We start from the raw sequence: 17,565 nt of genomic DNA, 5'->3' as shown, positions 1-17,565 counted from the left end.
TCGTCGCGTCGTGTGGACCTCAGGCTAACGGAGCCTCACCCGAGCTGCACCATCTCGGCGCTGCGCTCCCACAGTTCCTGCGCAAGGCGCGGGTCGGTCGCGAGTCGGTGCGTCTTCGTGACGCGGTCGTTCTCGTAGTAGGCGCCGGGCAGCCAGTCCTCGCGCGGGATGCCGTCGGCGAGGAACACGAGGCGCTTGCCGCCCTCCTCGGTCGTGGTCAGCACGCGGCGCGCGAGGGGGCTGTGGTACATCCACCGCAGCGCTCCGCCCGTGTTGCCCGCGAAGTTCGTGGCCACGACGCCAGGGTGGAACGCGACCGCCGAGACGCCGTCGCTCCCCCACCGGCGCTGCAGCTCGCGGGTGAAGAGGATGTTCGCGAGCTTCGCGTTGCCGTAGGCCCGCCACCCCGAGTAGCGGCGCGCGGCGTTGAGGTCGGTGACGTCGAAGCGCGAGAACAGTCGCGCCGCCGCGCTCGCTGTCTGGATGACGGATGCCTCGCTTTCGACCAGCCGCTCGCGCAGCAGGTTCGTGAGCAGGAACGGCCCGAGGTGATTCACCTGGAACGTCTGCTCGAACCCGTCGCCGGTCAGCTGCCGCTTGCCGAAGACGCCGCCCGCGTTGTTGGCGAGCACGTCGATGCGCGAGTACGCCTCGAGCAGCTCCCCCGCCAACCGGCGCACCTGCGCCAGGTCGGAGAAGTCGGCGAGGTGGTACGGCGTGCCGAGCTCAGCCGCGACGGCCCGCGTCTTCTTCGGCGAACGGCCGACGAGGACGACACGGTGGCCCCGAGCGACGAGCTGACGGGATGCCGCGGCCCCGATCCCGTCGCTGGCTCCGGTGATGACGATGGTGCGCATGGGGTGAGTGTCACATGTGCGGTGGGTGTCGGCGAAGCCATTGACGAAGAGGTGGGCGCGGTGGAGGCCTGTTGAGGTCGATGGCAGCCCTCGCCCCTGGACACCGCGTGGAGGAGCACGAACACGCGATGGCAAGCGCGCCGGCGAACGCTTCCGTCCAGGGGGGTGAGCAGCGAGGTCAGGGCGAGCAGGCCGCGCGAGGTGAGGTCGAGCAGGGTGGAGATGACAGGCAGGGTGGTGATATCCGCGAGGGTTCCGTTCGTCGGAGCGATCAGGGTCGGCTGATCGGCCGCGAACGGATGCCGAGGCATGAGGTGCCTGGACGGTTCGACGCTACGCGGCCGCAAACACCTGACCAGGTCCGCGACGGCGGACGTGTCCGGCAGCGTCGGTATCGCTCTGCGCGAGCGGTTCACGACCGAGACACGGCTACGACACCGCGATCACAGCTGCTCACCGACGAAGACCACCGGTCGGGCTGCCGTCCCGACAAGGTCGTCTCGCCGGACACCGCCTCGGCAGAAGGCGAGCGACACGCGCTCCTTGCCGGGAGGGGTCGAGAAGGTCAACAAGTCAGAGGCCGCCCGCGGGGGCGCTATCGGCGGGTGCCGGTTCAGCGCCGCCAGCAAGCTATTTCCCCGTTACTCGGTTCTCGAATGGTTCTCTGATTGGGAGCTTGCACCAGGTACTTGCATGGTTCTTATATATCTTCCCGCCAGCCGGGTTTTTTGAGCGAAGACTTCAGCCAATCAAGTAGCTGAACCCAGGGCATCATTAACGTCATGAAACGCAAACAAGGTTTCGGCGAGAGGGAAACCATCGCCAGCATGCTCGAGCGCTCGAAGCGCCCGAGCGGGATGGTTCAGATCCGCAACGCTTTCGTCCAGCTGGGCACGAGAGGCAAGCCCGCTCCGGGCGTCCTCGCCGACATGGTCGCCGCGCACGATCGGAGTGGCTTGGACCTGTTCCTGCTCCACCGGATGATGGCGAGCGCGGCGCCGTGGGACGCCGGCAAGGAAGCAGGTGTATGGGCGCGTGCCCTCGGACTCGCCGTCTCGGACACTGAGATGCACGCGGAGCGCGTCTCGCGCATCTTCCGCCGTCTCGACGAGAACTACCGCTTGGTGAGCCGCGACCATGCCCGTCGGGGCGGCAAGGTCACGTCCCTGCTTGAGGACGGATCTGGCAATCCGTATACCTCACCCAAGAGCAACTACTTCCGGCTGCCGTTCGCCTATTGGACGAGCGACTTCCACCGACGGCTCAGCATGCCCGGCAAAGCCGTACTGCTGATCGGGCTCACCCAAGAGCCCGGCTTCGTGATCCCGCCGTCGCAGGTGAAGGCCTGGTACGGGATCTCGGACGACACCTGGACAACGGGCGTGAGCGAGCTCGAGGACGAGAAGGTCATGAGGAGCGATCGCGGTAAGCAACGCGACTGGATGAAGGGCCTCGCGTGGAACTACGAGCTCGAGTACACGATGCTGCCGCCGTTCGACACCCGTACGCAGCCTGGCTTCACGGGAGGTCTATGAGCAGCATCTGATCCCGACCGACAAACCACTAGACCATCATCTCGAGCTGGCGTCTCGCCCCAACGGCGAACGCCCGGTGCTGTCACACCGAGCGCTCAACCCGAATCCGTGCCCTAGGAGGACACGTTCATGCACTCTAACTCGCCGCAGGCATCTGTGCCAGGCCACCCCAACGGGGTAAACGTCCACGTCCACGTCAACACCAGTTCGCCGTCGGCCGCGCCGCCATCGCGGATCCCGCGATGGCTAGGCTATGCCGTCATCGGCCTGTTCGCGATCGGCTTCATCGTCGGGCAGCTCGTCGTCGGCGGCGTCATCACCTTCGCCCTACCGTGATGGCGGCGGATCGACATAGGCCTCGGCGCTGACAATCCTTTGCCGCCTGAACCATCGACGCGCACCCACGTGCGCCAGTGATCCAGGCGGCAAAGGCTGATTCGCCGCTCCAACTGCTCACGGCACTCGGTAGCCTCAGCAGGACGGGGCAACGAAAGGAGGAGTAGTGGGTGCGACATCGCTCTTCACCGCCTTCGAGGGGTACTTGAAGCCCGAGAAGGCAGAGGCAGATCTCGCGTTGCGGCGGGCGATGTCCTGTGCGACGGCTCTCACAAATCACTTTTATGGCGACAAAGACTCATCGGAGTTCTTGACCCTGATCGGATCGACCGTGAAGGACACCTGCATCCGGCCGATCTCGGACATCGACCTGGTGTTCCACTTGCCGGCTGGCACATACACCCAGTACGACGCCTACGCAGGAAACGGGCAGTCTGCGCTCCTGCAGGAGGTCCGATCGGCGATAGCGAAGCGGTACCCAGACACGGTCATTAAAGGCGATGGGCCAGTCGTCATGGTGCAGTTCGCTTCCGGCCCCGCTGTCGAGGTCGTGCCCGGCGTCCTGTACTCGGACGCTTCGATCCTGGACATAGATTGTTCCGTGCCGATCACGAGGGATGGCGGGAAGTGGGAGGCAACGGACTACGGCGCCCACTTTGACGCCTTCCACGAGGTCGACCGGGCCCGAAGCCGTCAGATGGCCCGGCTGATGCGCTACGCGAAAGCTTGGCGACGAGAGAAGTCCGCAGTGATCAGATCGATCATGCTCGAGGTCATGGCGGTGGACTTCTTCAACGAGTGGGACACGCCGCGCGCGCAGACGAGCCACACGTACGACGACTGGCTCGTCCGAGACTTTCTCGGATACATGATCAGGAACCAGGACACGACCTACCAGCTGCCCGGAAGCTCGCGCACCATCACGGCCGGATACGGCTGGCGAAGGGATGCCAGCGACGCCTTCGACGACGCAACGACAGCGTGCGCTGCCTCAGATGAAAGCGTCGCCTATGTGACCTATTGGAGGAAGGTGCTGGGCAGTGGTTTCGGAAGCTGACCCTTTCCTCGCTGAAGTGCGCGAGGCGTTCGCGCGGGTGGCGTACTCGCATAAGACTCAGGAGAAGGAAGCCGAGCGAAAGGGGTCCCAGGCGACCCAAATCCGGGTCTGGAACGTAGCTGTCTTCGGGACCGCAGCCATCACGACCGTCGTTGCTCCCCTCCTCGAAAGTGTGATCGCCGCGTGGGTGGCAGCGATCGCGACGATCATCGGCTTCGTCTTCACAGCCCTTCAGCTGAGCTTCGACCCCGCCGACGAAGCAGCATCCCACCGGCTAGCAGCAAAGTCCTACTTGACTGTCCGCAACGACTACATGCGCTTCATCGCTGACGTCAGCGCCGCGTCGTCAGTGACCACCCGAGCTCGTGCCCGCCGTGAGTCCCTCGCGGAGCAGGTTCGACTGCTCGACTCCCTGGCTCCCCAAACCTCCCCGCAGGCGTATGCGGCGGCTCGACATGCGCTGCGAACAAATGAAGAACTCACCTTCGACGAAGCCGAACTCAGTCAATTGCTTCCGGGGCAGCGACCGCCCATCACGTGACCGAGTGGGCTGTCTCCTCGAGCTCAGGTAGCGACTCGAGCGTGAACCCGACAAACAGGATCGCGGCGTCCGCGATCGCTACCGGGTTGATACAGCACCACAGTTCGTCCAGTTCTTTGCTCGTGCCCGCCAACTTCGCGTTCGCGTACCGGCCCGGGAAGCCGCCCCCCGTCAATGGCGCGATCTTCGCGACGAACAGCGAGCACCACGCGCGCTCCTCGTCGGTCAAGTGGTCATAGACGGCACCCTTGAGGGCGCCGTCCATTCTGGCGCCGAGCGAGTGGCGACCGTTGCCGCTTTTGGGGGCACGATGGCGATCTAGCGCGACGTCGAGGGCGTTCTCGCAGAGCTGATGCACTGCGAACAGGATGGGCCGGCTGAGGCTCCACCTGTCTTCGGAGGCCTCGGCAGAGTCCACAAGCGCGCGAAGCGCGCGCGCCCACTGCTCGATGATCGCGACGCGGTCCTCCTCGGGGCCGCTGCCACCAAGGGAAGCGCAGTGGCCGCCTTCGGGGTGCTCGACGTCATCGGCCGGGTAGGCGAGGTTTTCAAGCGGTGGCAGCGCCATGGTGTGATCTCGATTCATCGCAAGATTCCCATTCTCTCGCGATCCCGCATCATCGACCCTGAAAGTTCTCGTGTGCGCCATGCGCTTGGGAGATCAAGGCACCGTTCCGGGCTGGGATGCCGAGCCGAACATCTACCACGCCATCACCAAGCTCCAAGGTCAACGCCCCTCGCGAGATTGCTTGCGCCCCGGGAACCCTACCCGGCAGTCTCAAGCGAGTCGCGCGTGTAGCCACACCCCGCGGCGATGCACTCGACGAGTGTCTCGTCGCCGTTCGCGAGACGTCCACGCCGGTAGAGCGACTTTCCGCAATCGACGCCGCCCTTCGGCCAGAGCATGTACGGGATGTGTCGCCACTCGACCTCGGAGTCCGCCCACCGGCGGAGCGCGTTCTGCATCCGTCGCACGAGGCCGGCGCGTTTCGCTCCACCGGATGTCGAGACGATCGACTCAGGATCCGACCAGCGGTCGACCGCGGCGGGCACTTGGGCGACTAACTCGGCATGGTCTTCCTACATGTCGAGTGCCGCCCGGACGTGGCGGGCGCCGAAAGCCTCCAGGAGACCGTCAGCCGCGATCCACGCGTCGGGCACTAGGGCCCCCGCTGCCCGTCCCATACTTTGCGCGGGTTCTCGGCGAGACGACGCGCACGGGGTCGCGGACGAGATGCGCGACGCGGCCAGCGGCGTACCACCGGCCGCCGAGCATCTTCGAACGATGCGCGAACGCCGCGTGCTCGAGGGGCCCTTCGATGACGACGTGGTCGATGTCGGCTAGATCCGCCCACGGCTGGACCTTGTCGGCGATGAACTCGATGCGCTACGCGGTGCCGTCGTCAGTGGACGTCTTGATCGTGCGGGTATCGGTCGAGCCGTCGTCGCAGAGCGCGGCGAGCCCGGTTGCCCGTCGCGACCAGTCGATGTAGAGAATCACTGGCATAGTCCCTTCGATAGAGTGCAGCGGATGACATGTGAAGAGATCCGCACCGTCGCCTGCGGGCTTTACGAGATTGCCGATGCTCTGAACCGGGCGGACCCGTGGACGACCTACGTCATCCCGATCGCATCGATCGTGGTGACGCTTCTTCTCGGCGCCGCGACGGTGTTTCTCGGCATCGCGTCCTACAAGGTGTCGAAGCAGACTACCGAGATGAATGCACGAACGAATGCGATCGCTGAGCGCGCGGAGCGCCAGCAATACGCGGACGCGATCATCGCCTACTGGGAGTCACGACGGGAGGACATCGCATCTGGCAAGAACTGGAACATGCCTCACTACACGGACGACGTTGAGGCGGTCGGCAAGCGCATCGGCGCGCCGAACGCTGACAAGCTTCTGCGGTGGCTCACGGACAGCATCGACGCGCTCCTGAATGTCGCCGAAGAGCACCGGAGCGATCGAGGCATGAACGCGTTCCACTTCCGCGGCGCTGTTAAGGTCGCTGCCGCGGAGTGGGTCAACGATCCCAAGGGCTTCGATCAGGAGCGATTCAAGCTCTGGCACGAACGGCACGGCGGCTAGGCAAGCGATCCCTTGGGCACTCATCCGCCTCGACGCGCTCGTCGGCACAGACGGTTGTCCAGTGCTTCCACCCGAGCGAGCGAGAGCGTCGACGCAAGTCGGCGAAGAGCTCGCTCATGGCGCACAGTCGGGGAGGTTCTCCAGCTACCGATCAAGCTCGGTCTTCGCAAACTTCACCCGCTTCTCGGTCCCGACGAGTTTGAGCTGACCGCGGGACCGTAGGTCGTCGAGTTCGCGGAGTGGCATCGAAAAGCATTAGGCCGCGGTCTCCCGGGCCATCAGTGCGGCGGGAACTCAATCCGCTGGACGACGCCGGCGCTCATGCGGCTTCCATCGCGCGTCGGGCGTCGGCGGCAGTGCTCGCGGCTTCGGTGGCCAACGCTTCGGGGTTAGGGATGCGTGCGACGTGGTTACTCGACGCTGCCTACGCCTCCTTCTCGGCGCGGTAATGCCGAGCCCGACCGCGCCGACATCTGTCGGTTTGAGGAGCGCGATCCGCTTGCGGCCTGTAAAGCGGATGATCCAGTCGTGGCCCCGCTTCGCCGACATGACGTCCTCCCGATGCACACATACGGCACACATGGACTCGCAATCACTGTGTTTGCAGGTGCGTCCGAATCCGGGCCCGCGATCGGTGGAAACACGCGGGTTTGCGCTAAATGTGTGGTGCCCCTGGAGGGACTCGAACCCCCAACCGTTTCCTTAGGACGGAACTGCTCTTCCATTGAGCTACAGAGGCTGGCCCGTCGAGTCTACCGATCCCCCAGCGTCCGGTAGGTTCGCGACATGACCGTCCGGCGCGCAGCACCCCTGATCGCCGCGACCGCGCTGCTGCTCACCGGATGCGCCGGCCAGGAACCGCCGCCACACGATCCTCCCGCCGGGCCGCAGCTGCCACCCGCCGGTGGTCAGCTCGATTACCAGCTCGGCGGCTCGTACGACCCACCCGACGGCGTCGATATCGTGGTGCGCGACCGGGCCGCGGCATCCGTCGACGACCTCTACTCCGTCTGTTACGTCAACGGCTTCCAGACGCAACCGGGCGAACTCGACGCCTGGCCCGACGATCTGCTGCTCCGCGACGATGACGGCGAGCCGGTCATCGACCCGGACTGGCCGGACGAGATCATCCTCGACACCCGCAAGGCGGACGAGATCGCGAAGATCGTAGGACCCTGGATCCGCGACTGCACGTCCGACGGGTTCGACGCCGTCGAGTTCGACAACCTCGACACCTACACCCGCACCGACGGCGCCCTCACCCGCGACGACGCGCTCGACCTCGCGACCCTGCTCGTCGACACCGCACACGACGTCGGACTGGCGGCCGGTCAGAAGAACGCCGCCGAGGATGCTTCCTTCCTCCACTCGCGCGCCGGCTTCGACTTCGCCGTCGTCGAAGAGTGCGCGGCCTACGAGGAATGCTCCACCTACACCGAGGTCTACGGCGATCACGTCCTCGCCGTCGAGTACACCGACAACCTCCCCCGCCCGTGGGACGAAGTGTGCGCCGACCCAGGGACACCGGCATCCGTCGTTCTGCGGGATCGGGACCTCGTCACGCCGGATGACCCGGCGTATGTGTACGAGACGTGCGAGTAGGAACCGACTCGGTTACTCACTGACGGGCATGTGCGACCTGAGGTACTCGCGAAGCGCCGGATCGCAGACGTAGATGTATGTCCCGCGGATCCCGCGCGTGAGCAGGACCCCGTAGATGTTGCGGATGAACGTCAGCAAATCGTCGTCGGAGTAGACGACGCCGAGTTGCTTGTTGTTCTCCTTGCCCTTCGCGTCGTGATACGCCGCACGATCGACGAACAGCCGGCCGCTCGCCTCATCGAATCGCAGGTCCGGTCCGACGATCACGCCCGCGTAGTTCAGGTCGTAGCCCTGCACGGTGTGAATGGATCCAACCTCGTTCACCGAACTCGCCTGGTTGATCCAGTCCTTGTCGGTGCTGTTCCACCTCAACTGAACATCGCCGATCTCGATGTCGAAGGCTGACGGGTCCTTGCGGCTTCGCCACTTCCACGCGTAACCGGCGAGAAGTCGGGCAAGCCCGTGTTCCCTCTCGCGCTCGAGAATCTGACGACGCATCTCGCCGAGGTCGTCGAAGAAGCGCAAGTCGTAGTCCCCCAGACCGCGCAGCGCACCCGGCGACGGCTCGCCACGGAGAAGGCCGCGAATGCCCGCCACGTAGTCCGATCCCGCGGTGACGCGCATCTGGGTCATCAAATGGAAGGCACGGTTCTCGGCCTTCGCCTGCTCGAGAATGCCGCGGAGGGTCGCCAGTGGCAAATCAGCCGGTCGAACCGTCTGCTCCGCATCGAGGAGAAAGATCTGGTGCTTGCTCTTTGCGCGGATCCAATCCAACTGAGTCTTGGACAGATCATCCGCACCGAACAGGTCCGCATTGATACTCGAGAACCGCTTGTTGTTGACCCCGGACGACTGGTTCGCTCGCTGGTTCAGTCGGTGCGTTTCGTCGACGAGGAGAATGTCCCATGTTTCGGGAGACGCACCGACATCGAACGGGGTGAGGACCTGAGCCTGACTCAGCTTCGGGGTCTTCCGAAAGACCCGCTTGATCGACTCACGAAGCGACTGCTGCGGCACCACGATGCCGATGCGAAGGTCGCGAAGGAGCTCCCGGTTCTCGGGAACGAAGTGCTCGGCGAACAACGAATCGGGTTCGAAATCGACCGCTGAGTCGTAGTCACGGATGTCGGCGAGCAGCTTCATGAGATAGATCGCGACGATCGTCTTGCCCGTACCGGGGTGCCCCTCGATCACGCTCGTCGACGTGCCTCCGACGGCGAGGTCCTCGAAGAGTCCATCCAGGATGTTCTCCACCGCGCTGGCCTGCTCCGCAGTGAGTACCTTGAACGGCGACAGCTTGAAGAGATCGCTGTTCTCGATCTCGGGGATGGTTTGGCGGAACAATCCTTCGGAGCGAAGCTGGTCGAAGATGTCGGCGAAGCTCTCACGATAGATCCCGCGCTCGTAGTAGCGAGCGTCAACGATCCCCTCGTTGCCGTTGACCACCTCGAACTGCCCGTCGCCGGCCAGCCATCTGATCAGGTGGGACTCTAGGTCGAGACACGCGGACTTGTTGAACGTCTCGTCGAAGACCCCACGGACGTGGCGGAAATTCGCTTTCGACGCACTGGCGAGGTGCTGCCGCATCCGGGACCCCGCATTGACGGTCTCGCCCACGTACACCGACGATGTACCGGCTTTGCCCGCACCATCAAGCACATAGACCACAGGCCAATTGCGCCGACGCTCGTCCGCTCGGGCCCAGGCATCCGCAGCGTCTTTCGCGAACGGAAAGCGCTCGATCTCAAAGGGCGTCATATTTGGCGCTGGTCCCCTTCGCGCGGTCGACGGGATACTTCTGCGTCGTTGTTCGGAGCTTCTCAAGCACGATCTCGTCGAGATCGAGATCAAGCTTCTCGGCAAGGAGGGTGCAGTACGTCACCACATCGGCGAGTTCTTCTCGAACGCGCGTGGCATCCGCGTCGTCACTCCACTGAAAGCATTCGAGGAGTTCGGCGGCCTCGATTGAGACGCTCTTCGCGAGGTTCGCCGGTGAGTGGAACTGAGCCCAATCGCGCTCCTCAACAAAGTCGCGCAGCGCACGCCTGACCTGCTCACTCGTCACAGCACCGACGCTATCAGCGCCTCGAACACAGCTCAGCGATACCGGATCACCGCTTCGCGAATGGCGTCGGCGTACTCGTAGATCTCGTCGAGCGTCTCGATCGGATGCCGGGTCTCGACCTTCGCCTCATCGAGAAGGCCGAGGTACTTCTGCTTTCCGTTGAAGTGCAGGCGAGCGAGCGGCTTGCGGTTGTTGTCGTCGAGGAGGACCGCGAAGTAGCTCTTGGCGTCACGGTGGGTGACCCGCTGCGGCTTCGTCTCACCACACGCGATCGCCTTGACGATCTGGTATCCCTCGAGTTCCTCAAGAGTCGTCTCGATCTCGGTGTCGCGATCGAGGTCGTCCTGCACGACCGGTTCGCTCGTCACTGCGGGCGGCTCGGTCGGAACACGAACACCCACCCCCGCGCCGAGGGCGGTCTTCAAGCGGTCGTTGACGCTTTCGTTGAGGAACTGACGCGCGGCCTTGGCCACAAGGCTCGTGAACTGCTCACGGACACGCTGGGTATACGAACCCTCGTAGACCTTTTGAGCGAAGTATTTGATCCAGTCGTCACTGGGCTCGCGGAACTGCGCGGCGATCTCACGCTTGAGGGCCCCCACATACTTCAGCTCTTCCGCGGCATTGATGATGGACTCGAGGTCGAAGTTGTCCTTGCTCAGCTTCTGAACTTCAGGGATCAAGGTCTCGTCGATGTCCAGCAGGTCGAGCACGAGGAAGGGCTTGGCGTCCATCCGGTTCGGGGCGTCCAGGTCGGTGAAGAATTGCCAGATCACGCCGTTTGTCAGCGCAGCGATACGCGCATTCGTCGTGGCGAAGTAGCGGAAGAGCTGCGATGCGTGCTCGATCTTCGGCGCCCCCGTCGACGCCTTGCACTCGATCAGGATCTGGACTTCGCCGTCTCGCATGATGGCGTAGTCGATCTTCTCGCCCTTCTTTATGCCGACGTCCGCCGTGAATTCGGGCACGACCTCGAGGGGATCGAAGACGTCGTATCCGAGGATGGTCGAGATGAACGGCATGACGAAAGCGTTCTTCGTCGCTTCTTCCGTGCCGATTGCTGACGCCTGATTCTCGACTTTGACAGCCAGCGCGCTCAAGCGGTCGTGAAACTCCATTGTTTCCCCCATTGGTTCGAGTTAGTCGAGGCTATCGACCAGCGCCGAATCGGGAAAGCGCCACGCCACGCGCACGCTCGAACTCCCGTACCGAGCACGCCACGACGACTCCCCACACCGCGAGAGTGAGGGCTAGATCACCTCATCGGGCGATGCACCCCACCACCCCGTCTGCCAGACTGCCCCCATGCGCCGCGCCTCGACGATCCTCGCCCTCGCCACCACGGCGCTCCTCACGGCGGGATCGCTCACGGCGTGCTCGGCCATGGAGATCGTCGCGACGAGCGAGAAGCCTGCCGCGACCCCCGCAGCGCCCGAGTCCGCCGACGCCGCCGCCCCCCACGCCCCCGACTGGGAGGGTCTCCCCTCCGAACCGGTCTCGCCCGCGGAGTACGCCGACACCTACATGCAGGCGAACCCGAACCACATGCTGCACCGCGACCTGGGCGGCATCCTCGAGTACTACCGCGCCGCGGCGACGGCGTTCCCCTTCCCGCTCCCCGCCGGGTACTCCTTCCCCGTCGACCCGGGCTACTACGACCGCCCCGAAGACGGGCCGAACTGGGCCGAAGTCACAACCGCCAACCGCATCTGGAGTTACTTCGAGTACGCCAACGTCGACGCCGCCCGCGCCGCCTTCGACCGGGGCGATGAGCCTGCCGCCATCGGCTACCTCGACGTCATCCGCGACGCCTACCTGTCGGACGCGTTCCCGAACAACTTCGAAGGCACGTCTCCCGAGGGCTGGTACGACGGCGTCTACAGCGGCATGCGCGAGGGCGACTTCACCCTGCAGGAGAACTTCATCTTCAACCCGTTCCCGTGGAAGCCCGGGCAGTCCTGACGCGTCATCCCGTCGGAGGCTGATCGCCCTCGCTCTTGCCCCACCCGGTCTCGCGTCGCAGCTGGACGAACCCGGCCACGATCAGACCGAGCGCTACGGGGATGAACAGCAGCTTCACCCACCACTCCGCGAAGTTGAAGAACAGCACCGGCGCCACTCCGGCGAACGTCGCTCCGATGAAGTACCAGAAGGCGACAGGCACCTCAGCCTTCTCTTCCGTCATGGTTCACTCCTTCCGCGGTTCGAGGCTAGGCCGGGCCGCAGCCGGCCGACCTCCCCCTCGCGACGGAAATCAGTCGGCGACGTTGCGCTCCTGCTCCATCATCTGCTCGAGCTCGGCGATCCGCTCGCGTCGGTCGTCCGCCGATGCCGGGTGCAGGTCCCGCAGGAAAGCATTGAAGATGGCGCCCGCCGCCGACTCGTCGACCTCCAGGCGCGCAGCGATCGCGGCGACAGCCTCGTCGTCGGTCGTCGTCCCCTCGAGTGCGGCGACGATGTCCGGGAGGCGGTATGCGGCATCCGACACCGCGCGTTGCTGGTTCAGTTCCTGCGTCATCTCCCGCAGCGACCAGCCCGAGTCCTCCCACCTCTCGCTCGGACGAAGGGCGTCGATGGATGCGGCGGTGATGATGATCGGCAGCGGCTCGCCCTTCATCCGAAGCGGCACCAGCCACGCGTGCAGGGTCGCTTCGCCCGGCTCCAACTGCGCCCACGACCCCCGATCGATCACGACCGGGACGCGCGCGTACTCACCGGGATCGAGCGCCACCGCCGGCGTCCCGTCGGAAGCCGCCCAGTGCATCACCACGCGCGGGTCACCCGGCCCCGCCACAGCACCGACGACGTGGAACGTGTCGCCGTCGGGTTCCCACCGCCGCTCGCCCGTGTTGACGATGTCGATCGCGAAGCCGTCGGGCCCGGCATCCGTCCGCTGACCTTCCGGCCACCGCAGCGCCAAACCGCGCCGCCGCTCGGCGTAGCTGCCGCGAAGCCGCGCGGGGCTTTCCTCGGCCCAGACGCTCTCGCCCTCGTGGACGGTACCCACCCACCACGTCTGACGGCCATCGTCCGCCGGAGCGCCGATGACAGCGCTCGACTCGTGTTGCCGGAGGATCCGCCACCCCTGCGCCACCGGCACCGGGATCGGATCGGCACCGCACCTGCTCACGAGGTCGACGAACGGTTCGCCCTCACCCTCGAGCGCAGCGGGGTCGACAGCGTGGTTGTGGAGTCGCGGCAGCTCATCCTCAGGATCCATGCCGTCATGCTCCCACGCGCGCGACCCCTCCCTTAAGCCGGCAGGCGCCGCCGCCGCACCACGAAGCCGACCCCGACCGCCGCCATCACCAGCAGCGCGATGCCGGCCCACGTCCAGCTCTCGTCCGAGAGGCCCACCGGAGGCGCGGCATCCCGCACGTTCTGCGCGAACCGGGCCGACACGATCTCGGCCGCACGATCGATCGGTGTCGCCACGCGGATGTCGTCGAAACGCGCGGAACCCACCGGCGTCACGATCCCGGCATCGAGCGTGTACCAGGCGGCGATCGTCGGGTCCTCGACGACCGTCGCGCCGGCAGCGACCTCGGCGAGCGCGGCGGCGGTCGCGGCATCCCCGTCCACTCCGGCGAACGTCGCGTCGGAATCCGGCGTCTCACGCCACACTCGGTAGACACCGAGAGCCTCACCCGACCCGGACAGGACCGGCGCCACCCACTCGTCCATCGCCGACACCGGGTCGCCCACCCCCGCGATCAGCGACGCGCTCCACGCGTGCACCCGATGCACTGTGCCGAAGGATGCCGCATCCGCCAGATCTCCGAGCCCACTGGCCTCGTCCGACTCGAGCTCGACGGCGTTCTCGACCGAGAACGCGGCGACCACGTCGGCAGGAGTGTCACCCTCAGCAGCGGATGCCGCGGGTGCGCCGACGGCGAGCAGACCCAACATCGCCACGACCGTCACGACGATCCGCCACCGCTTCGTCCCGCTGCCGGCCATGCGTGCCCCTCCGCCCGAGCGATCCCCTTCCGCTGAACGCAGCGCGCGGGGATCGGGCGCGGGATCACGGTTCGGCGGCGAACCGTTGAGCGCGAATTGCCGCGTTCCGGTGGGCCGGGTTAGCGTGCAGTGTGCGCACGGGGGTGAAAGTCGCAGCTTTGGCGACTGCAGGTTCAATTGCTGTCCTCTCGGTGACGGCGTTCACGGTGTCGCTTATCAGCGGGGCGGCAGACTCTGTCATCGTTGTTTCGCCGCCGGCCCCGACGTCGGATCCGAGGACACCAGCCCCTTCTGAGGTGTCCGCGGAACATGCTGCCTACACCGATGCCGTTGCGTCGTTCGATCGACCGATGCCTGACGGTTACAGCTTTCCCGAGGGTCTCGAGGGTGCTGAGACGGCGGAGAAGTGGTGGTGGTGCGCCAATCTGCATGGCGCGTGGCACGCCTATTACCGCGAAGACGACGAGCCACGCGCGATCGAGTACCTCTCGCGAATCAAGGACGTCGACCCCGGTTCCTTCGGCAAGTACGACGACTGGGTCCTCGAGAACGGCACGATCTCCATCGTCAGCCGGAATGTCTCCTTCATCGATGGTGGCGTCGACGGGTACTACCTCGAGGAGAACTCCAAAGGCTGTTATCGCTGGGCCCGCGATACTGGCGGCGAGATGTGGCCGACCGAGCTCTCCGGCTGAGGAACATCGCCTCAGACCACGAATCGAGGATCAAACCTAAAGGGTGTAGGTTTACTCCTCGTGCCCCGCGCGAACCTCTCCCCCGACGCCCTCACCCGGGCGGCGCTCGACCTCATCGACGCCGACGGGCCCGACGCGCTCTCGATGTCGTCGCTTGCCCGTCGCGTCGGCGTGCAGACCGCCAGCCTCTACACGCATGTCCGCGACCTCGCCGCGCTCCGCAGCGCCGTCCAGGCCGCCGTCTTCCACGAACTCGCCGACACCATCGGCGACTCCCCTACCCTCCGCGACCTCGCGAACGCGCAACGGTCCTACGCCTTCGCGCACCCGGCACGCTGGGCGATGATCTCGCAGCCGGTCGAGCGCAACGAGATCACCGAGCCGGCGGCATCCCGCATCTCGGCCCTCGTCGTCGGATCGCTCGGCGACTACGCCATACCCGAAAGCGAGACCGTCCACGCGGTGCGCTTCGCGAGCGCCACCATCGGCGGCTACCTCGCCCTCGAATCCGCCTCGTCGTTCGCCCACCGCGACGAAGCCACCAACACCTCCTGGAACCGCGCCCTCGACGCCCTCGACCGCGCGCTCCGCACCTGGACTCCGAAGGACCCCGCATGATCGACATCACCCTCGACACCGCGACCGTCCGCGGACTCGCCGAGCTCGAACCCACCAGCCGCGGCCTGCGCCTGCACCGCCTGCCCGCCTGGGTCCGCACGCAGTACCCCGAGCCGCAACTGCTCGGCGTCGAGGCGCAGCCCGCCGGCGCGCGCATCGCGGTGCGCACCGCGGCATCCCGCCTCGAACTCGACCTGCACGCGACCCGCGCCACCCTGCGCGGACTCTCCCGCCCGCGCGGACGAGTCGACGTCCGCATCGACGGCGCCCTGCACGCCAGCGTCGAGCTCGACGGCGGCGACACCGTCGACACCAATCCGGCGACCGGAATCCGTCAGCTCGTCGACGGGCCCGCGCAGCGCATCACCGTCGACGGACTCGACCCGCGCGACAAGCTCGTCGAGCTGTGGCTGCCGCACAACGAGACGATCGAGCTCATCGCGCTGCGCGCCGACGCCCCCGCCACCCCCGACACGACCGAGCGGCCGCGCTGGGTGCACCACGGCAGCTCGATCAGCCAGGGCTCCAACGCGACGCAGCCGAGCGCCACCTGGGCCTCGCTCGCCGCCCGGCGTGCCGGCCTCGACCTGCGCAACCTCGGCGTCGGCGGCAGCGCGCAGGTCGACCCGTTCATGGCGCGCGTCATCCGCGACGCCCCCGCCGACGTCATCAGCGTCGCGCTCGGCATCAACGTCGTGAACGCCGACGCCATGCGGCTGCGCGCGTTCGTCCCGGCGGTCCACGGCTTTATCGACACGATCCGCGACGGCCACCCCGACACGCCCCTGCACCTCATCACGCCGATCTGGTGCGGCATCCACGAAGACACCCCCGGCCCCGGCACCATCGACCCCGATTCCTTCGCCACCGGCACGCTGCTCTTCGGCGCAGCCGGAACCCCGGGCGACACCGCGGGCGGACGCCTCACCCTCCGCGTCATCCGCGACGCCCTCGCCGACGTCTTCGCGCACCGCGACGACCCGCACCTGCACCTCGTCGACGGCCTCGCCCTGTACGGCGAAGCGGATGCCGCCACGCACCCGCTCCCCGACCGGCTGCACCCGAGCCCCGAGGCGCATCGCCTCATCGGCGAGCGCTTCGCCGCGACGGCGTTGCGGTCAGTACGAGACGGAGTACGTGAGCAGTGAGCTGAAGGCGAAGAACATCGCCACGAGGCCGGCTGCAGCGCTGGCGTAGAGCCACCAGAGGTGACCGTGGCCGCTGCGACGCGAGATCACGGCGGCGACCGCCGTCGGCACCGCCAGCCAGAAGAACGGCAGGTGCGCGAAAAGGAGGACGAGCGATACGACCGCCCAGACTCCCAGAACATGCCACGGCGTGATCACCGGGGGCGCGACCGTCTTGGGTTCCACCGGCGCGGCTGCCACCGGGTCGATCGTCTCCTGCATGCCCGCACCTTCCGCCACTCGTCACTGAACCATGACAGGCGGGCGGGCTCGTGCGCAACTGGGCCACTACGCCCGACCCGACGCGCACCAACCTCCCCGCCGAATCTCCGAAGCTCAGGCGAACGCCGCGATCTGCAGCAGGTTCCCGACCGTGTCGCTGAACACGGCGGTCGTCACCGGCCCGTGGTCGATCGGCGCCTGCGTGAACTCCACGCCGAGCCCCTGCAGCCGCTCGTACTCGGCCTGCACGTCGTCGACACCGAGCACGAAGAACGGGATGCCGTCCTCGATCAGCGCGTCGGTGAACGGCGCCACCGCGGGGTGGGCCTTCGGCTCGAGCGACAGCTGGGTGCCGTCGGGCGACGCGGGATCGACGACCGTCAGCCACCGGAACTCACCCATCGGGACGTCTGCGGCCACGGCGAAGCCGAGCTTCTCGGTGTAGAACTCGAGTGCGCGCTGCTGGTCATCGACGAACACGCTCACGGTCTGGATCTTCATGACTCTCCTGCGGAAAGGGGCCAGCGCTCCGAGATCTGAGCGAGCGGCCGGGTGTCGATGGTGTGGAACTTGAACTTGCCGCGACGCTCACTGTGCACGAGGCCCGCCTCTTCGAGGACCGCCAGATGCTGCGACACCGCCTGACGCGAATGCGTCACGCCGCGATCGGCCAGTCGCACGCACAGCTCGAACAGGGTCTGTCCGTCGCGCTCGGCGAGGTCGTCCAGGATCATCCGACGCGTCTCGTCGGCGAGAGCCTTGAACACATCGCCCATGCCGCGAGTATAGGCAAGTCGCTAC

At 66.2% G+C, this 17,565-nt stretch carries 22 protein-coding genes and 1 tRNA gene; 10 read left to right on the top strand and 13 right to left on the bottom strand.

Going from position 1 to position 17,565, the window contains the following annotated elements; translation table 11 throughout:
* Positions 1–35 precede the first annotated feature (35 nt).
* A complete protein-coding gene (locus ACIQLK_RS13410) occupies positions 36–857 on the bottom strand; it encodes an SDR family NAD(P)-dependent oxidoreductase (protein ID WP_400365339.1) in 822 nt (273 codons plus the stop codon).
* 782 nt (positions 858–1,639) lie between these two features.
* Here ACIQLK_RS13410 and ACIQLK_RS13405 point away from each other — a divergent pair.
* The 4 genes from ACIQLK_RS13405 to ACIQLK_RS13390 all read left to right on the top strand — a co-directional run bounded on the left by ACIQLK_RS13405 (position 1,640) and on the right by ACIQLK_RS13390 (position 4,326).
* Positions 1,640–2,392: a hypothetical protein gene (locus tag ACIQLK_RS13405; RefSeq protein WP_400365337.1), complete on the top strand. Its 753-nt coding sequence runs from the start codon at positions 1,640–1,642 to the stop codon at positions 2,390–2,392.
* Between the two features lie 129 nt (positions 2,393–2,521).
* A complete protein-coding gene (locus ACIQLK_RS13400) occupies positions 2,522–2,728 on the top strand; it encodes a hypothetical protein (protein ID WP_400365335.1) in 207 nt (68 codons plus the stop codon).
* A 166-nt stretch (positions 2,729–2,894) separates the two neighbouring features.
* A complete protein-coding gene (locus tag ACIQLK_RS13395; protein WP_400365333.1) occupies positions 2,895–3,785 on the top strand; it encodes a hypothetical protein in 891 nt (296 codons plus the stop codon).
* A 16-nt stretch (positions 3,786–3,801) separates the two neighbouring features.
* Positions 3,802–4,326 (top strand): SLATT domain-containing protein, encoded by a 525-nt coding sequence (locus tag ACIQLK_RS13390; RefSeq protein WP_400365331.1) that lies wholly within the window; start codon positions 3,802–3,804, stop codon positions 4,324–4,326.
* Here ACIQLK_RS13390 and ACIQLK_RS13385 read toward each other — a convergent pair.
* Both ACIQLK_RS13385 and ACIQLK_RS13380 read right to left on the bottom strand, forming a co-directional pair.
* Positions 4,319–4,894: a hypothetical protein gene (locus ACIQLK_RS13385; RefSeq protein WP_400365329.1), complete on the bottom strand. Its 576-nt coding sequence runs from the start codon at positions 4,892–4,894 to the stop codon at positions 4,319–4,321. The two genes, ACIQLK_RS13390 and ACIQLK_RS13385, sit on opposite strands and share 8 nt — an antisense overlap.
* 197 nt (positions 4,895–5,091) lie before the next feature.
* On the bottom strand, positions 5,092–5,379 hold the full coding sequence (locus tag ACIQLK_RS13380) for a hypothetical protein (protein ID WP_400365327.1): 288 nt from the start codon (positions 5,377–5,379) through the stop codon (positions 5,092–5,094).
* Positions 5,380–5,857: 478 nt separating this feature from the next.
* Here ACIQLK_RS13380 and ACIQLK_RS13375 point away from each other — a divergent pair, with 478 nt between their 5' ends.
* Complete coding sequence (locus ACIQLK_RS13375) at positions 5,858–6,415, top strand: hypothetical protein (RefSeq protein WP_400365326.1); 558 nt, start codon at positions 5,858–5,860, stop codon at positions 6,413–6,415.
* Positions 6,416–7,079: 664 nt separating this feature from the next.
* Here ACIQLK_RS13375 and ACIQLK_RS13370 read toward each other — a convergent pair.
* Positions 7,080–7,154, bottom strand: a tRNA-Arg gene (locus ACIQLK_RS13370).
* Positions 7,155–7,201: 47 nt separating this feature from the next.
* Here ACIQLK_RS13370 and ACIQLK_RS13365 point away from each other — a divergent pair.
* On the top strand, positions 7,202–8,017 hold the full coding sequence (locus tag ACIQLK_RS13365; RefSeq protein ID WP_400365324.1) for an endo alpha-1,4 polygalactosaminidase: 816 nt from the start codon (positions 7,202–7,204) through the stop codon (positions 8,015–8,017).
* 12 nt (positions 8,018–8,029) lie between these two features.
* Here the strand turns inward: ACIQLK_RS13365 and ACIQLK_RS13360 are convergent, their stop codons facing one another.
* The 3 genes from ACIQLK_RS13360 to ACIQLK_RS13350 are packed head-to-tail and all read right to left on the bottom strand — an operon-like array spanning position 8,030 to position 11,200.
* Positions 8,030–9,775: a DNA/RNA helicase domain-containing protein gene (locus ACIQLK_RS13360; RefSeq protein WP_400365322.1), complete on the bottom strand. Its 1,746-nt coding sequence runs from the start codon at positions 9,773–9,775 to the stop codon at positions 8,030–8,032.
* Positions 9,762–10,082 (bottom strand): nucleotide pyrophosphohydrolase, encoded by a 321-nt coding sequence (locus tag ACIQLK_RS13355; RefSeq protein ID WP_400365321.1) that lies wholly within the window; start codon positions 10,080–10,082, stop codon positions 9,762–9,764. Before ACIQLK_RS13355 ends, ACIQLK_RS13360 begins: the two co-directional genes overlap by 14 nt.
* A gap of 32 nt (positions 10,083–10,114) precedes the next feature.
* On the bottom strand, positions 10,115–11,200 hold the full coding sequence (locus tag ACIQLK_RS13350) for a type I restriction endonuclease (protein WP_400365319.1): 1,086 nt from the start codon (positions 11,198–11,200) through the stop codon (positions 10,115–10,117).
* A gap of 187 nt (positions 11,201–11,387) precedes the next feature.
* On the opposite strand from ACIQLK_RS13350, the gene ACIQLK_RS13345 reads away from it, so the two are divergent.
* On the top strand, positions 11,388–12,044 hold the full coding sequence (locus ACIQLK_RS13345; RefSeq protein WP_400365317.1) for a hypothetical protein: 657 nt from the start codon (positions 11,388–11,390) through the stop codon (positions 12,042–12,044).
* 4 nt (positions 12,045–12,048) lie between these two features.
* On the opposite strand, the gene ACIQLK_RS13340 is transcribed toward ACIQLK_RS13345, so the two are convergent.
* The 3 genes from ACIQLK_RS13340 to ACIQLK_RS13330 form a co-directional block, all read right to left on the bottom strand.
* The gene (locus ACIQLK_RS13340; protein ID WP_400365315.1) at positions 12,049–12,267 is read right to left on the bottom strand and encodes a hypothetical protein; all 219 of its coding nucleotides are present in this window, start codon (positions 12,265–12,267) and stop codon (positions 12,049–12,051) included.
* A gap of 69 nt (positions 12,268–12,336) precedes the next feature.
* A complete protein-coding gene (locus ACIQLK_RS13335; protein ID WP_400365314.1) occupies positions 12,337–13,302 on the bottom strand; it encodes a hypothetical protein in 966 nt (321 codons plus the stop codon).
* 32 nt (positions 13,303–13,334) lie between these two features.
* Positions 13,335–14,042, bottom strand: coding sequence for a hypothetical protein (locus tag ACIQLK_RS13330; protein WP_400365313.1), 708 nt, complete (start codon positions 14,040–14,042; stop codon positions 13,335–13,337).
* A gap of 350 nt (positions 14,043–14,392) precedes the next feature.
* Between ACIQLK_RS13330 and ACIQLK_RS13325 the strand changes: the two genes are divergently transcribed.
* Genes ACIQLK_RS13325 through ACIQLK_RS13315 form a run of 3 tightly spaced genes read left to right on the top strand, consistent with a single transcriptional unit; the run spans position 14,393 to position 16,503 of the window.
* Positions 14,393–14,737, top strand: a complete 345-nt coding sequence (locus ACIQLK_RS13325) for a hypothetical protein (protein ID WP_400365312.1) — start codon at positions 14,393–14,395, stop codon at positions 14,735–14,737.
* A 60-nt stretch (positions 14,738–14,797) separates the two neighbouring features.
* Complete coding sequence (locus tag ACIQLK_RS13320; RefSeq protein ID WP_400365311.1) at positions 14,798–15,355, top strand: TetR/AcrR family transcriptional regulator; 558 nt, start codon at positions 14,798–14,800, stop codon at positions 15,353–15,355.
* On the top strand, positions 15,352–16,503 hold the full coding sequence (locus tag ACIQLK_RS13315) for a GDSL-type esterase/lipase family protein (RefSeq protein ID WP_400365310.1): 1,152 nt from the start codon (positions 15,352–15,354) through the stop codon (positions 16,501–16,503). Before ACIQLK_RS13320 ends, ACIQLK_RS13315 begins: the two co-directional genes overlap by 4 nt.
* Here the strand turns inward: ACIQLK_RS13315 and ACIQLK_RS13310 are convergent.
* The 3 genes from ACIQLK_RS13310 to ACIQLK_RS13300 form a co-directional block, all read right to left on the bottom strand.
* Positions 16,474–16,764, bottom strand: coding sequence for a hypothetical protein (locus ACIQLK_RS13310; RefSeq protein WP_400365309.1), 291 nt, complete (start codon positions 16,762–16,764; stop codon positions 16,474–16,476). The two genes, ACIQLK_RS13315 and ACIQLK_RS13310, sit on opposite strands and share 30 nt — an antisense overlap.
* A gap of 114 nt (positions 16,765–16,878) precedes the next feature.
* Positions 16,879–17,265 carry a VOC family protein gene (locus tag ACIQLK_RS13305; RefSeq protein ID WP_400365308.1) on the bottom strand — a complete coding sequence of 129 codons (387 nt, stop codon included), beginning with the start codon at positions 17,263–17,265 and terminating at the stop codon, positions 16,879–16,881.
* Positions 17,262–17,540, bottom strand: a complete 279-nt coding sequence (locus tag ACIQLK_RS13300) for an ArsR/SmtB family transcription factor (protein WP_400365307.1) — start codon at positions 17,538–17,540, stop codon at positions 17,262–17,264. The genes ACIQLK_RS13305 and ACIQLK_RS13300 overlap by 4 nt, the downstream gene beginning before the upstream one ends.
* Positions 17,541–17,565 lie beyond the last annotated feature (25 nt).

Origin of the sequence: Microbacterium sp. NPDC091382 (genome assembly GCF_044757025.1) — a bacterium.
GTDB lineage: Bacteria > Actinomycetota > Actinomycetes > Actinomycetales > Microbacteriaceae > Microbacterium.
This window is presented reverse-complemented; position numbering and strand designations above follow the sequence as displayed.